This is a genomic window from Exiguobacterium sp. N4-1P (assembly GCF_002214325.1).
This window is the reverse complement of record NZ_CP022236.1, coordinates 1,910,964-1,923,896: the sequence shown is the minus strand read 5'-3', so window position 1 is coordinate 1,923,896 and position 12,933 is coordinate 1,910,964. Positions and strand designations below refer to the sequence as shown.

The window sequence follows — 12,933 nt, the reverse complement described above, 5'->3', positions numbered from 1 at the left end:
AATATCAAGAGGGGTGGTTGACAGAAGCGTTACGTTTTTGTAACCTAGATATAGGTGTTATTACCAGGTACTAATTTTAGGGGGAGTTCAAATGAATATTTATCCTTCACTTGAGGGAAAGACGTATGTCGTAATGGGTGTCATCAATCAACGCTCGATCGCATGGGGAATTGCCCGAGCGCTTGACGCGGCAGGTGCAAGCCTCGCGTTTACGTATGTAGGCGAACGATTTAAAGCACCACTCGAAAAGTTAGGGAAAGAATTATCGCGACCAGCTACTTACTATACATGTGACGTAACGAGTGATAAAGAAATCGAGCAAGTGTTCCAAAGCATCCATGCGGATCACGGACAGATTTCGGGGATTGCCCATTCGATCGCCTTTGCCGATAAAGAAGCATTACGCGGCGAGTTTTCAGGCGTAACGCGTGAACAGTTCGCGCAAGCGCTCGATATTTCTGCATTCAGCTTAACGGCAGTCGTCAAAGCAGCGAAAGACTTTTTCACAGAAGATGCTTCAGTCATCACGTTGACATATCTCGGTGGTGAGAAGATGGTCCCGAACTATAACGTCATGGGTGTCGCGAAAGCTGCGCTCGACGCTAGCGTTCGTTACCTTGCGGCTGAATACGGAAAACAAGGTGTTCGTGTCAATGCAATCTCAGCTGGTCCAGTGCGTACGGTCTCGGCAAAAGGTGTCGGCGACTTCAACTCGATTCTCGACAGCATTGAAGAGCGTGCACCACTGCACCGAAACGTTTCGACGGAACAAATCGGTCAAAGTGGCTTGTTCCTGTTGTCACAAATGTCGAGTGGCGTGACAGGTGAAATTCTCCACGTCGACAGTGGTTTCCACATTCTTTAAGTGCTCAACCTATTTGCTGTAGTTCTAAACCGGGGGCAACCCTGGTTTTTTTGTTTTCTAAAAAGCTATTTTGGGAATAAGAAAAGTAGATGAGGAAAATAACGGCTACAGAAATAGGAGGGAAGAGATATGTATCAAATTGATTTTACAGTCGTTCAATACGTCAATCGGCAGGTTCGTGTTGAACCGGAACGAAAAACAGAACCGATTGCCCGAATCAATCCGATTGAGCGGATTCAGTCACATGATTATGAATTAGAAGAACAAGCGAATGCGTATGGAGTTTTACCGGAATTAAAACTTCCCGGCCGTAAGTTCGACCGGGAAGTTTAATGTTAGTGTTGTTTGAAGCGGAATGTTTCATAAACGCTCCAGGCACCATTTTCTAATTCATAGAGAAGTGCCATTTTCGTGACGTCTTCTTGAAAGCGAATATCTTCCATCTTTAGCCGTTCTAGAACGTCGAACAGTTCGACATCAGAAAGATCTTGGCCAATCGTAATATGTGGCAAAAAGTCGTACTTGGGTGTATGTTCGAGTCCATTTGAATGTAACGCACGATGCAACTGCTCCATTTCGTCCGTCGGCATGACTTTTAAGAACAAGACATTGTTTGTCGGATGGAAAGAGCGTGCCCCTTGAAGATGTAGTGCGAGTGGTTTCGTTTGTTCAGCCACTTTGTTTAATTCAGAAACAATCGATTCTAACTCACTTTCATCAACACTCACGCGTTCACGCATCGTAATATGTGGCGTGATTAAAGCATACTTTGAATCATATCGTTTTCGATACGAATTCGCGAAATCTTGTATGCGCTTCGATGGAAACAGAACTACCCCGATGTTCATCGAAAAATCCCCTACTTTCCCCTAAAATGATAACGCTTTACAAAATAATCATGACGGATTATGGGCGCTATGTCAAAGATGTTTGAGAAGAGTTAGGGAATCTGTGTATACTTGTGAAGAACTTTGTCAGAGAGGTGGATTTAGTCATGAAAGAAAAAGCACATTCAAAAGAGGTCAAACAAGCAGCGATTGAAAAGCTTCACGAACGTGGAGTAACGATTCATGCCATTTCTGAAATCGTGTATCAGATGCAGGCACCTTATACGGAGGAGTTGACACTCGAGACATGTCTCAGCTCAGTCGAACGTGTACTCGAAAAACGGGAACTCCAACATGCGATTTTAGTTGGGGCAGAACTTGATATTCTTGCGGAAAAGGGTCTGTTGTCTGAACCATTATTATCCATCATTCGAAGCGATGAAGGATTGTTTGGCGTCGATGAAACGATTGCGATTGGTGCGGTCAATACGTATGGTTCAATCGCGGTCACGACGTTCGGTTACTTAGATAAAGCCAAAATCGGTATTATCAAGGAGCTCGATACGAAAGTCGATGATGGACGTGTCAATACGTTCATGGATGACATCGTCGCGGCGATTGCAGCGAACGCATCCGGACGCCTTGCACACCGTTTACGTGATAAAGAAGACTATTCAGCGGAAGAACTTGAACAACGAAAGGGAACGTACTAATGAAAACCAATCATCGGGCGTTAATCGTCTCAGGAATCGTACTCGTATTGTTTTTAACGATTGCGTTATCGATTCGCCTGACAGGTTATTTTTTGTTTGATGCCCAATTATCGAATGAAATGGCAGAACGTGTCCCAGGTAGCTATGTCTCGTGGTTCACGCGGATTGGATCAGGTGTCGGAGCTGTGACGATTACGAGCATTCTTGCAATCGTCAGTTACCTGATTTGGCGTGATAAAGTCGGTAGCATTTGGTATTTCATTGCTTGTCTCTCCGTCGGGGCGTTAAATCAAGTCGTTAAATTGATTTTCGTCAGAGAACGTCCATCATTAAATGACTTGGTAGGGGGCGTAGGATATAGCTTTCCAAGTGGACATTCATCGATGGCATTTGCCGTTTATGGAGGATTCATCGTACTTGCTTGGCGCTTTTTAAGTCGGACGGGGCGGATTGTCGTCAGCACGATTTGTACGTTGATGTTTCTCGCAATGGGATCTTCACGGATTATTTTGAACGTTCATTATTTTTCTGATGTCCTCGGAGGATTTTTATTCGCGGCCTTCGTCCTCAGCTTATCATATGCATTCGTATCACCGAGACGAAAAAAGGAGATTTACAATTAATGTTGTTACTTGATATTGACAATAGCATTTTGTTCGATGAAGCAACGATGCGGACGATGAACAAACCGACATTGCTCGTCGAGCGAATGGATGGAAACAAACAGTTCATGACGATGCGGGCGCATCTGCGCCTGAAGCGTCTAGTTGAAATCAATCAAGTGATTCCAGTGACGAGCCGAACGGTAGATCAGTTTAAACATCTTGAATTATTTCAAATCGACGCAAAACCAAAGTGGGCAATTCTTGAGAGCGGGAAAACCCTGCTAAAAGAAGGGAAATCAGATAAGCGATATGAAAATTGGCTGCGACAACATCAGCAACCTGCCACGATGTCGTCGATTTTAATCTATCTCGAAGAAGTAGAAGTGACGAACTGGCAAGCTTATCCGGCGATGACCTTATCGGAACGTCTGACTCGTCCCCATGAAGGAATCTCTTCCGTAGAGGATGAATCAGCGTTATTAGAAGAACTATTTCATCGTTATCAAACGTGAATCATTAAAGTAAAAGAAAAAGCATCCGACGTAGTGACGTCGGATGCTTTTTCTTTTTACTATTACGGGTATTCAATTTGGTCGAACCAATAGACACCGATAGTAGCGGCACCTGCATGTGACAAAATAGATGGGCCGAATTGAGTGATTTCGATGGAAACGTCAGATAGTTTAGATTGAATGAGACCACGAAGTTGTTCAGCTTCTTCTAACGCCAATGTATGTCCGACGTAGAGTCTTTGCTGGTGTAGACCAGAAGCCTGGACTTTTGCCACGACCTCCGTAGCCATTTCCTGAAAAGCTTTCTTCAAGGAGCGAACCTTCTTAAAGGGAACGAGTTTCCCAAGTTCATTGAACGTAACAATCGGCTTGATATTCAGCATGTTCGCAAGTAAAAATTGACTACTTGAAACGCGACCCCCACGCCGCATCGTTTCCATATTCCCGATGATCAAATAAAAGTGAGAACCGTGTTTGAACTTTTCGAGAACAGTCATCACGTTTTCAGGACGCATTCCAGAAGTTGCGAGCTCGATCGCAATCTTAATCATTTCTTGCTGATTGGTCGCCCCTGTATAAGAATCAATGGCATACAAGGGGAAGCCAACAGCCTCTGCAGCTGCGACTGAGCTTGCATATGTTCCGCTTAAGCCACTCGTGATATGAATGGCATACCCGTAATCATATCCTTCGCTCTTTAGACGCTCATACAACTCGACTAACTCTCCAAAGGAAGGCTGAGAAGTCGTAGGGACGGCAGAAGAATGTTGTTTCATTTTTTCATCTAGTTGTTCAATTGAAATGTCGACATACTCACGGTACGATTCACCGTTAATGATGAGTTGGGTCGGCACCACATGGACTCCGATCTGTTCTGCTTCTCCCTCTCGGAAAAAAGCCATACTATCGGTGATCCAAGCAATCTTATCCATTAAAACGACGCCTCCAGTAGAATTCCATTTTTCTCATTATACCACAGGCATGAAAGCGGAATCATCAGCCTGCTTGTTTTTGGCTGATGGAATTATGAGAAACGTGTCCAATCCATGAACTGATGATGAATGTCACGATTGCAGGTAATAACCATGCCATGTTTTGGTCGACTAACGGGAAAGCTTTATACATACTGCTGGCGAATGCAGGTAAAACTTTTAACGACATGAGTGAGCTGAGTAAAGAGAGAAGCGCCGTTACGAACAATGTCGCACCATAGACGATGGCTGGCTTCTTGATAGCTGAACGAATGAACGTCAAGACGATTAAGACGATGACAATCGGATAAAGGAACATCAATACAGGTACAGCAATCGACAGTAGTGTCTGCAATCCGAAAATCGAGATTGCGAACCCTAATACGGCTGTCGTGATACTTGCGACCGGGAAAGACAATCGTTTAAACAATGAAATCAAATATTCTGAAAATGCTGTCACAAGACCGACGGAAGTTGTTAAACAAGCAAGCAAAATCGCTGTTCCTAAAATGACTAAACCAACCGTACCGAACGTACTATCAGCATATTGTTGCAACAAATCAGGACCGCTGACTGAACCGACAGCACCGAAGCTGTTTCGTCCAATGAAACCAAGTCCTGTATAGACGACAGTCAATGAGACTGCGGCAATTAAACCGGCTTTTGTCACGTTTTTTAATTGTGATGTACGATCTTTAATTCCACGTGTGTGAAGCGTGTGTAAGACGATAACCCCGAAGACGAGTGCACCGAGTGCGTCGAGGGTCAAATAGCCTTGAAGAAATCCTTGAACAAACGAGTTCGTAAAACTGTTGTATGCAGGAGCTGGTGCCTCGACGGCAGAAAGTGGATTGACGATACTACTTATACTGAGAATCATAAGTGCCGTCAGTAATAACGGTGTGATGAAGCGACCGATGATATCAAGTAACTTACCCGGTCTTAAAACGAGAAACACGGTTGCCAAGAAAAAGAGTAATGATGAAATGATTAACGTCGTTTGGCTGGGTTCTCCTAAAAAAGGAACGATACCAAGTTCATACGTGACGACGGATGTTCTCGGGATGCCGAAGAATGGACCAATCGCGACGTAAAGTGCGAATGTCAAGAAAGCACCAACAGCTTTCGGCAATGGATTTGCCAGCGTACTAATTCCGCCGCCAACCCAAGCGACTGCGATTAAGCCCGCTAACGGGAGACCGACGCCTGTTACGATGAAGCCTAGCATGGCAGGTAAGAATTGTGTTCCGGCAAGAGCACCGAGTTCGGGTGGGAAAATTAAGTTACCGGCACCAAAAAACAAAGCGAAAATCATAAATCCTAAAGCGAATAAATCTTTACGGTTCAACATATATTATGCCTCCTGATTCCTCATAATCTTACTCACTATACCATTAGAAATTAGCTGTTATAAATAAATTTTAAAACATTCGTTATTCAAGAATCGAGGAGTCGAAGCAAACGCGTTTTAACCTCTACACTTGTAAAAGAAGATCAACCGCAATGTGGAATTAAAAAACCTATCCGTTAGATTGGATAGGCGCCATCTGTTTCACTGGACGCCTCATTCGATCCATCGAAAGGAGGGCCCAAAAACTATTTCATCGTCACATGAAATGTTTTCAGTCCCACGCGTACAGAATAATCAGTCGGTGATTCAAAGTTAAAACTAAAGTGCTCATAATATGGTGCTCCTCTCGTTGAATTTGTCTCAGATTATCACGGGATACATGATTAATCAATATTTTCTGACAATTGTTCCAAAAGAAAAAATATTGAGAACGTTATCATGCATATTATTACTAAAAAAGATGCGAAAAGAACCATATTATAACAAAAAATCCGGTCCTTCATTGAAGAAGTGACCGGATGGTTAATATAGATATAACGAGCGACATAAGTTTAACTAGAAGCCATGAAGCGCCCCTTTTTTTGTCGTCTCATTTTGTGGAGGAGCCAGGCGTGAACGACTTCACAAGATTGACGGGGCAACGTTAGCTCGACGAGCGGTTCCTGTTGCTGCCCTCGGATGGTGAATACTCCGGTCTCTTCATCAATCGGTGAGATTGCCATTGAGCTCGCATCATTCAGTGATAATTTAAGTTCGCCAATTGACGCATCCTTCAGTTTCAGGATATGTCCGTTCGTCGCGAATTTAGCGAATGATCCGATTCCGTTCACTTTTAACTGGTCCATAACTAGTTCCTCCTTTGTTAGCTAACACGAACAATCATCATACGTGTAACGAAAAAAAACAACTGCAACTTCTAACTTATCCAAAAGGTTAATCTCATTATAACGAAGTCTCTAAAAGAAGCTAGCATTATTTTATGTGAAAATTCAATTAATTCAAGAGAGATATTGTATGATATTAGATTTCTTGAAATAATACATGAAAGTAGAAAAAAATAAGATACAAAAAAAGCATCCTATCATTTGATGATAGAGATGCTGAAGATCATCGTACCTCAAAATCCCAGGCTTTTTTGCGGTGGACGAATTCACCACGTGCGATGATGGACTCTTTTTCAGACTCAAAGTCTTCCTTTAGCACGGCCATGTCTTCGTAACGACCCGCAATATAAAGAGGAATGCTGAGTTGTCTCGTAAAAACAGAGCGTTTTATATTCGCGAAATCAATTAACACACCTTCGCTGAGCAATTGACGAATATGGATCAGGATTTCAGCCGTCAAAGGACGGGGAGATAACCCACGAAGCTCGTGACGAATCTTTCGCTGGATTAAGACTGAGAGAATTTGCTCGATTCGGGACCAATCTTTTAAATATACTGTTGCCTGAAATCCGTCGTGTTCACTGAAATAGGCGAACTCGTTCTCGACCGATGACGCGAACGGGCTCGGCATACCACGCTTCATATGCATGAGGAATAACAGCTCCGCAACTTCAGGATCAGTTAATGTATCTAAGGAATGTGAAGAGCGGATGTCGATCGCGTTCAATGGATGACGAACGACATCATTCGACGCGGAAAATTGCTCGATTTCATGTGCTTCAACGTAATTGAGCGAAGTACGAAACGATTGTTTGACGGCTTTAAAGTCTGCACCTGAGACAAGTAATGGACGTTTTAAATCTAGCGCAATCATGAAATCAGAAAATGTCACACCAGACATCGTTAAACGATGGTTTTCTGCATCTTCATAAAAATAAAGCATTGTACTTGACATAGCCATCTGCTTCCTTTCTTGACTCATCAATACTTACTATTTCAATAGTAGCAAAACTTCAATCGAGCGAAAAGAATAATTCCTTTTGAAAACGGGCATAATAAAGAATAGAAGCATAAAAAGAGGTGATCAAACGATGTGGGGGTTACGAAAACCATTTCCAGAGTTGACGACGGAACGATTTGTTCTAAGGGAACTTGAAAATAAAGATGCACGTGATTTATTTAAGATTCTTTCAGATGAGGACGTCATGTACTATTACGGATCGGATCCGTTAGCGACTGTGTATGAAGCAAAAAACGTCATTAGTTATTTCAAAGAACAGTTTACACAAGGGAAGGCGATTCGGTGGGCAATCGCTGATTTGCAAACGAACCAATTAATCGGGACAATCGGCTTCCATAATTGGTTAGCGCAGTACCACCGTGCTGAAATCGGTTTTGAGGTCAGTCAAGACTACTGGAAGCAAGGTGTCGCTTCTGAGGCGGCGCGTGCTGTTTTAACACATGGATTCGAAGACTTCGCCCTCCATCGCATCAGTGCCCTTGTTGCACCTGAAAATCTTGCTTCGAATGCACTCGTCCAAAAATTAGGTTTTCAATCGGAAGGATTGCTTGAGGATTATGCCTACAGTCATGGACGTTTTATGGATTTGACAATTTACCGGATGCTTGCATCGGAATGGAAGGGATGAGTTAGTCAATGTCGAAACAAACACTCGTATTGCTACACGGATTTGCTGGAGGAACAGATTATTTTAATCGGGTGGAAGCAAAGCTTCGCTTATCGTTTGATGTCTTGCCGCTGCGACTACCCGGTCATGAAGGAGAGGACGTAGGACCTGACACAGTGGAAGGATTTGCAGAGTGGGTCATGAAGGACTTGGAACGCCGGGAAATCGAAAATCCGATTATCATTGGTCACTCTTTCGGCGGATATATTACGGCTGCGATCGTCGAAGCTTATGCAGATAAAATTGCTGGTTTCGGTCTCGTCTATTCAACGGCGAAACCAGACGCTACTGAAGCGAAACAAAAACGGAATCAAAACATTAGTCGTGTCGAGGAAATTGGAGTTCGGGCATTCGTTGACGGCATGATTCCCGGCTTATTTGCTGAAGGGGCAGATCCGATGCTAATTTCTGAAGCAAAAGAGATTGGTTACATGATGACAGTCGAAGGTGCAATACGCGCTCTAAGTGCGATGCGCGACCGGAGAGATGTCACGAGCGCATTGAATCAAACTTCAGTTCCTGGTGTGATTGTTCATGGTGAAAAAGATGCCCTTATCTCTAAAGAGAGTGCATTTAGCCCGAATAACTCACGGATCAGCTTTGAATCGACGGACAGTGGTCACATGGGGATGCTTGAAACACCGGATGCGTTCTGTGAGATTATCGAGCGTGTATTTGCTTAAACAACATCAAAGCTCTACGGTTCGAATCGTAGAGCTTTTGCGTTGCAATTTCTTTAAAGTTTCTGAATGATGGAGGGGGAGGGATCGATATGAAAATTGTAGCAATTGAACCAACACCAAGTCCAAACAACATGAAAGTCATCGTTGATGAAACATTTTCTGAAAAGGGACAGACCTTTGAACATGCTTTTGGTGCGCCGGAGCACGTAACGAAACTTTTAGACATTCCTGGAATTAAATCAGTCTATCAAGTGAGTGACTTTCTTGCCGTCGAACGTTTTCCAAAATACGATTGGCGAACACTCGTCATCGAAATTCGCCGAGCTTTTGGTGAGAATTTAAGTGATGTCGAAAATCATGAAACAGATGCCGCATTCGAACCTGTGCATCTCTTTGTTCAATTCATCCTCGGTGTCCCGATGCAAATCAAAGGCGTCAAAGGATTAGAAGAAAAACGACAAGGGTTACCGGAAAGGTTTCGGGATGCTGCACTATTCGTCCAACCTTTTGTCCAAAATGTCATTAGTGATCGACGCTGGGTTGAACAAGCCCCACGGTATGGGGAACTGGACGATAGTCTAGAGGAAGTGGCGCAAGAGCTCGAAATCGCCTATCCTCAAGAGCGGGTTGAACGATTGAAAGTACTCGCTTCGGGTGAAGACGTTACGTTTGATGGACAAGCCCTTAGCTCGAGCGACTGGAAAGAGCGGTTTGCAGCACTGGATGAATTACCGATTGATTTAAGCTGGATCTCGGCTTATGCGAAGATGCTTCAGGATGAAAAAATGCAAATCAGACGACAAGCAATCGTCAAGCTCGGCATGTTTGAGGAGAATCGTCAAGAATTGCTCGAATATATCACGAATGCTTTACATGACCCTTCAGGAATCGTTCGTCGGACCGCAGGGGATACAGTATCTGATTGGGCACTTCCGGAAGCGGAGCCGATGATGATTGAAGCGTTGACCGATAAAAACAAACTTGTTCGTTGGCGTGCCGCGCGCTTTCTATTCGATGTTGGAACGGAACGGGCAGTATCTCGCTTAAAAGAAGCAGCACAAGATAAAGAATATGAAGTCGCACTCCAAGCCGAGCTCGCCTTAGCACGAATCGAGAGTGGGGAAGAAGCACTAGGGACAGTCTGGCAACAAATGAACCGTTTGATTGATGAAAGTTCATAAGAACTTGAAAAAACCATGTTTGGCACAATCATTCGACAAAATCGCGCATGTTTTGTCTAGTCATATTTTACCTATAAGACTTATGTCCTGGCAAAAAAAAGAAGAAAAGACTGTAATGATTTTGAAATGTCTTTGAAATATGATGATAATCTGCATGTTTCAAAAGAAATGATTTGTTTTTTATATCATCCATTTTATGGGTTAGGAAACTGGCATAAAGTTTTGACATGAATTGTCGAATGACAATTCACCTGCTCTTTTGGACGTTTGGTAAAGTGAAATCAACATAACGGATTCGAGATTAACCGAGTGAGTTGGTTTAACTGAAATCTAACATAACAAAGGAGATGCGGGGACATGATACTTTTTGCAGAAACAGACTTAGCAGTGGGGTATAAAGAACGAACGGCTTCTGGTGTGTACGTTACAATCGAGACAGGTGATAGCCGGACAATCACACTCGTCGCACCGGTCACAGCGACAGATGCGATCTGTGATGAATTATTCGTAACGGGGATGGAACAATTATTCTCAGGTTCAACCGATGTAACAGAAATGCCTGTTGCTTAATCAGCAACTATGAAAAGGAGATGAGGGAAACCTTGTCTCCTTTTTTGTATGATAAAATGGATGAAAAGAGGGAGGAGACGTCATGAAATGGTCTCGAACACGGTTGCTGTTACTTGGATTAGCGCTCATGTTAGTCGGATGTAGTCAAGAAACTAAAAAAGCGGACCTTGCAACAAAAGTGTCGAATCAACCGATTGAAATTGCCGTGTCAGGACAGGCTGTTGGATTGAATACAATAGAGGCAATCGTACGGTTGCACAATCCAAATGACCAAAACGTGAAAATTGCGTATCCTTCATCACAACGCTTTGAATTAATGGTGCGTGATGGACGAAATCACGTGATTTACACGTTTTCGAAAGAACATCTTTTTACACAAGCGATTGAAGAAGAACAGTTTAAACCGTATGAGGAAAAGGAATATGAAGTGACGATTGAATTATCAGATACTAGCGATGTAAAAGAAATCGACGGAATGACTGTTCAACAATTCGAGGGAGCGCGTGACTCGACATCGAAGGTGACATCCGTTATTTCTAAAGGGAAGCTATGATGCTAAACTGAAACTATTGAACTACCTCCACCTATGCTTCGCTAAAAGGTGGAGGATTCCTGAGTTATTTGATCTAATGTTCGAAACTTTATCAGGCTAACCCCGTCGTCCCGACGGTTGAACGTTAAACTTGCCCGTTTCTTTTGAGCGGATGCCTACTCTGCTTGGTTTTCGCTACTTCGGTCATCCGCAAGGTGGACGTTGAAGATTTTACGTGACAGACAAACTTCCTGTCACAACCCTATATCTTCAGTTTCCAAAGAACGTGACATTTTAATTATTCCTGATTTTAATTGTTTTCAAACGAAGAGCGTCGGACAATTGACGTGTTGGAAGACACGTCCTGACCGACGACGATTCATCCCCCACTTGGACTAGGGCTTCGCCCTGAACGTTTAGAAGGGGGAGTATTCTCGTCTAATTTTGGTAAAAAATAGAGAATGAGGAGTGTGATGTGACAATGCAACAAGACATCATTCAAGCGACAGGAGTCAAGCCGGTCATCGAGGCGCATGAAGAGGTGGCGAACCGGATTCGTTTCTTAAAAGAATACTTACTTCATACGGGTGCTAAAGGATTTATCCTTGGTATTTCAGGTGGTCAAGACTCGTCTCTTGCCGGACGGCTCTGTCAACTCGCTGTAGAAGAACTGAGAGCAGAAACAGGACGAGATTTTCATTTTTATGCGGTCCGCCTTCCTTATGGACAGCAGCAGGATGAATCGGACGCACAACTTGCCTTATCATTCATTCGACCAGATCACTCGTTACGCGTTGATATCAAGCCGGCAGTAGAAGCGGCAATGGCTTCATTTGAAGTCGCGACAGGAGAAGTCCTATCTGATTTCAGTAAAGGTAATACGAAGGCACGTGAACGGATGAAAGTACAATATGATCTTGGAGCGCACTTTGGTTGTCTCGTCGTCGGAACGGATCATGCAGCTGAATTCGTCACAGGTTTCTACACGAAGCATGGTGACGGGGCTTGTGATTTAACACCGTTGACTGGCTTAAACAAACGACAAGGAAAACAATTGTTACGTTATTTAGATGCACCTGTCGGATTGATTGATAAAGTACCGACAGCTGATCTAGAGGATGACCGACCTGGTTTACCTGACGAACTCGCATTAGGGATGACGTATGATGAGATTGACGACTATCTAGAAGGAAAAAGCATTTCAACTGCAAGTCAAACGAAACTAGAGACACAGTATAAACGTGTAGGTCATAAACATCATATGCCGGTTTCTCCATTAGATGACTGGTGGAAATGATATGACGATGCTTGCTCTCCGAGGCAAAGTATCTTTTTAAAACGACATCCTTTAGGGGTTTCGTTTCAGACTGTAGACAAAGTGCTATCAGGAGAAAAAGCGTCTTTATTCGTTGCTTTCCTCGGGCGAGGCGCAAGCCGTTGCTCCTTGGTCCTTACGGACAACGAGCAGGGTCTTGTCTGCCTCTGAAAGTGCGTTAAAAACGCACTTTTTCCCGTAGGAGTCAACGAAACATGACGCTTTTTAGCTAATAC

The 12,933-nt window shown here is 43.5% G+C and carries 16 protein-coding genes; 11 read left to right on the top strand and 5 right to left on the bottom strand.

From position 1 onward, the window contains the following. The first annotated feature begins 91 nt into the window (after positions 1-91). Positions 92-865 (top strand): enoyl-ACP reductase FabI, encoded by a 774-nt coding sequence (gene fabI, locus A0126_RS10045; RefSeq protein ID WP_088837485.1) that lies wholly within the window; start codon positions 92-94, stop codon positions 863-865. 129 nt (positions 866-994) lie between these two features. Continuing rightward, a complete protein-coding gene (locus tag A0126_RS10040) occupies positions 995-1,198 on the top strand; it encodes a hypothetical protein (RefSeq protein ID WP_029330983.1) in 204 nt (67 codons plus the stop codon). Between the two features lie 2 nt (positions 1,199-1,200). Here A0126_RS10040 and A0126_RS10035 read toward each other — a convergent pair whose 3' ends face one another. After that, a complete protein-coding gene (locus A0126_RS10035) occupies positions 1,201-1,713 on the bottom strand; it encodes a YjcG family protein (protein ID WP_029330982.1) in 513 nt (170 codons plus the stop codon). 146 nt (positions 1,714-1,859) lie between these two features. On the opposite strand from A0126_RS10035, the gene A0126_RS10030 reads away from it, so the two are divergent. The 3 genes from A0126_RS10030 to A0126_RS10020 are packed head-to-tail and all read left to right on the top strand — an operon-like array spanning position 1,860 to position 3,522. Then, positions 1,860-2,405, top strand: a complete 546-nt coding sequence (locus A0126_RS10030; protein ID WP_088837484.1) for a phosphatidylglycerophosphatase A family protein — start codon at positions 1,860-1,862, stop codon at positions 2,403-2,405. Continuing rightward, on the top strand, positions 2,405-3,028 hold the full coding sequence (locus A0126_RS10025; protein WP_088837483.1) for a phosphatase PAP2 family protein: 624 nt from the start codon (positions 2,405-2,407) through the stop codon (positions 3,026-3,028). Before A0126_RS10030 ends, A0126_RS10025 begins: the two co-directional genes overlap by 1 nt. Beyond that, positions 3,028-3,522 carry a hypothetical protein gene (locus A0126_RS10020; protein WP_088837482.1) on the top strand — a complete coding sequence of 165 codons (495 nt, stop codon included), beginning with the start codon at positions 3,028-3,030 and terminating at the stop codon, positions 3,520-3,522. Before A0126_RS10025 ends, A0126_RS10020 begins: the two co-directional genes overlap by 1 nt. Before the next feature lie 62 nt (positions 3,523-3,584). Here A0126_RS10020 and A0126_RS10015 read toward each other — a convergent pair whose 3' ends face one another. From A0126_RS10015 to A0126_RS10000, 4 genes are all read right to left on the bottom strand, one after another. Further along, positions 3,585-4,454 (bottom strand): DegV family protein, encoded by an 870-nt coding sequence (locus tag A0126_RS10015; protein WP_088837481.1) that lies wholly within the window; start codon positions 4,452-4,454, stop codon positions 3,585-3,587. Between the two features lie 64 nt (positions 4,455-4,518). Continuing rightward, positions 4,519-5,844, bottom strand: a complete 1,326-nt coding sequence (gene brnQ / locus A0126_RS10010; RefSeq protein WP_088837480.1) for a branched-chain amino acid transport system II carrier protein — start codon at positions 5,842-5,844, stop codon at positions 4,519-4,521. Positions 5,845-6,395: 551 nt separating this feature from the next. Further along, on the bottom strand, positions 6,396-6,689 hold the full coding sequence (locus A0126_RS10005; RefSeq protein ID WP_029330976.1) for a hypothetical protein: 294 nt from the start codon (positions 6,687-6,689) through the stop codon (positions 6,396-6,398). A 262-nt stretch (positions 6,690-6,951) separates the two neighbouring features. Then, positions 6,952-7,683, bottom strand: coding sequence for a hypothetical protein (locus A0126_RS10000; RefSeq protein WP_088837479.1), 732 nt, complete (start codon positions 7,681-7,683; stop codon positions 6,952-6,954). Positions 7,684-7,819: 136 nt separating this feature from the next. Between A0126_RS10000 and A0126_RS09995 the strand changes: the two genes are divergently transcribed. From A0126_RS09995 to nadE, 6 genes are all read left to right on the top strand, one after another. Continuing rightward, a complete protein-coding gene (locus A0126_RS09995; protein ID WP_029330974.1) occupies positions 7,820-8,377 on the top strand; it encodes a GNAT family N-acetyltransferase in 558 nt (185 codons plus the stop codon). Positions 8,378-8,385: 8 nt separating this feature from the next. After that, a complete protein-coding gene (locus tag A0126_RS09990) occupies positions 8,386-9,099 on the top strand; it encodes an alpha/beta fold hydrolase (RefSeq protein ID WP_088837478.1) in 714 nt (237 codons plus the stop codon). An 89-nt stretch (positions 9,100-9,188) separates the two neighbouring features. After that, on the top strand, positions 9,189-10,280 hold the full coding sequence (locus A0126_RS09985; protein ID WP_088837477.1) for a virulence factor: 1,092 nt from the start codon (positions 9,189-9,191) through the stop codon (positions 10,278-10,280). A gap of 357 nt (positions 10,281-10,637) precedes the next feature. After that, the gene (locus A0126_RS09980; RefSeq protein WP_029330971.1) at positions 10,638-10,850 is read left to right on the top strand and encodes a hypothetical protein; all 213 of its coding nucleotides are present in this window, start codon (positions 10,638-10,640) and stop codon (positions 10,848-10,850) included. Between the two features lie 82 nt (positions 10,851-10,932). Beyond that, positions 10,933-11,403: a BsuPI-related putative proteinase inhibitor gene (locus A0126_RS09975; protein ID WP_088837476.1), complete on the top strand. Its 471-nt coding sequence runs from the start codon at positions 10,933-10,935 to the stop codon at positions 11,401-11,403. 460 nt (positions 11,404-11,863) lie between these two features. Next, positions 11,864-12,679, top strand: a complete 816-nt coding sequence (gene nadE, locus A0126_RS09970; protein WP_088837475.1) for an ammonia-dependent NAD(+) synthetase — start codon at positions 11,864-11,866, stop codon at positions 12,677-12,679. The last annotated feature ends 254 nt before the right edge of the window (positions 12,680-12,933 follow it).